This window comes from Oceanobacillus massiliensis str. N'diop (genome assembly GCF_000285495.1).
GTDB lineage: Bacteria > Bacillota > Bacilli > Bacillales > Amphibacillaceae > Oceanobacillus > Oceanobacillus massiliensis.
Map to the genome: position 1 here is coordinate 1 of NZ_CAER01000088.1, position 1,285 is coordinate 1,285.

At 48.7% G+C, this 1,285-nt stretch carries 9 tRNA genes and 2 rRNA genes; all 11 read left to right on the forward strand.

Annotation, left to right across the window (positions count from 1 at the left end):
- Positions 1 to 27: 27 nt before the first annotated feature.
- Positions 28 to 143: ribosomal RNA gene (gene rrf / locus OMHG_RS00130) — 5S ribosomal RNA — on the forward strand.
- Positions 144 to 155: 12 nt separating this feature from the next.
- Positions 156 to 231 (forward strand) — tRNA-Val (locus OMHG_RS00135).
- Positions 232 to 234: 3 nt separating this feature from the next.
- Positions 235 to 310: transfer RNA gene (locus OMHG_RS00140), tRNA-Thr, on the forward strand.
- Positions 311 to 366: 56 nt separating this feature from the next.
- Positions 367 to 442 (forward strand) — tRNA-Lys (locus OMHG_RS00145).
- A gap of 3 nt (positions 443 to 445) precedes the next feature.
- Positions 446 to 530: transfer RNA gene (locus tag OMHG_RS00150), tRNA-Leu, on the forward strand.
- A gap of 16 nt (positions 531 to 546) precedes the next feature.
- Positions 547 to 621: transfer RNA gene (locus OMHG_RS00155), tRNA-Gly, on the forward strand.
- 7 nt (positions 622 to 628) lie between these two features.
- Positions 629 to 717: transfer RNA gene (locus OMHG_RS00160), tRNA-Leu, on the forward strand.
- 3 nt (positions 718 to 720) lie between these two features.
- Positions 721 to 797 (forward strand) — tRNA-Arg (locus tag OMHG_RS00165).
- Between the two features lie 3 nt (positions 798 to 800).
- Positions 801 to 877 (forward strand) — tRNA-Pro (locus OMHG_RS00170).
- Positions 878 to 892: 15 nt separating this feature from the next.
- A tRNA-Ala gene (locus OMHG_RS00175) sits at positions 893 to 968 on the forward strand.
- A 230-nt stretch (positions 969 to 1,198) separates the two neighbouring features.
- A 16S ribosomal RNA gene (locus tag OMHG_RS00180) occupies positions 1,199 to 1,285 on the forward strand; the annotation flags it as partial.

Consider the following 1,285-nt stretch of genomic DNA (forward strand, 5'->3'; position numbering starts at 1 on the left):
ATAACTTGTCCTTGTTTTTTAGGATTGTCTGGTAGCAATAGCGAAGAGGTCACACCTGTTCCCATGTCGAACACAGAAGTTAAGTTCTTCAGCGCCGATGGTAGTTGGGGCTTTGCCCCTGCAAGAGTAGGACGCCGCCAGGCGCAATATGCATCGGAGGATTAGCTCAGCTGGGAGAGCACCTGCCTTACAAGCAGGGGGTCGCAGGTTCGAGCCCTGCATCCTCCACCATTTGCCGGCCTAGCTCAACTGGTAGAGCAACTGACTTGTAATCAGTAGGTTGGGGGTTCAAGTCCTCTGGCCGGCACCATAAGTTTTTTGTACAAGTTAATAAGTTTGAAATGGTGTCTTTATTCTCATTATTGTGAGCCATTAGCTCAGTCGGTAGAGCATTTGACTTTTAATCAAAGGGTCGAAGGTTCGAATCCTTCATGGCTCACCATTTGCGGGTGTGGCGGAATTGGCAGACGCGCTAGACTTAGGATCTAGTGTCTTCGGACGTGGGGGTTCAAGTCCCTTCACCCGCACCATTTTAATTTGCTAAGCGCGGAAGTAGTTCAGTGGTAGAACATCACCTTGCCAAGGTGGGGGTCGCGGGTTCGAATCCCGTCTTCCGCTCCAAGCCCTTGCCGGGGTGGCGGAACTGGCAGACGCACAGGACTTAAAATCCTGCGGTAGGTGACTACCGTACCGGTTCGATTCCGGTCCTCGGCACCATAAGCGCCCGTAGCTCAATTGGATAGAGTACTTGACTACGAATCAAGCGGTTAGAGGTTCGACTCCTCTCGGGCGCACCATTTCGGGAAGTAGCTCAGCTTGGTAGAGCACTTGGTTTGGGACCAAGGGGTCGCAGGTTCGAATCCTGTCTTCCCGACCATTATCATTATATTAAGGGGCCTTAGCTCAGCTGGGAGAGCGCCTGCCTTGCACGCAGGAGGTCAGCGGTTCGATCCCGCTAGGCTCCACCATTTATTTGAATATAGAATTGACATTCGAAATTCTATATGATATATTAAATAGGTTGCTTTTGAAAAGCGACTAACAAATTTGCTCTTTGAAAACTGAACAAAACAACCAGTATGTCAACCAAAAAGAAACTTGTTTCTTTTTGAAATAACTCATTAAGTTTCACTTATTGAGAAAGCAAGAAGCTAAGAACACAAATGGAATTGACCGGTGTCGATTCTATTCAAACACTTTTATGGAGAGTTTGATCTTGGCTCAGGACGAACGCTGGCGGCGTGCCTAATACATGCAAGTCGAGCGCGGGAAGCAAGTTGACCCC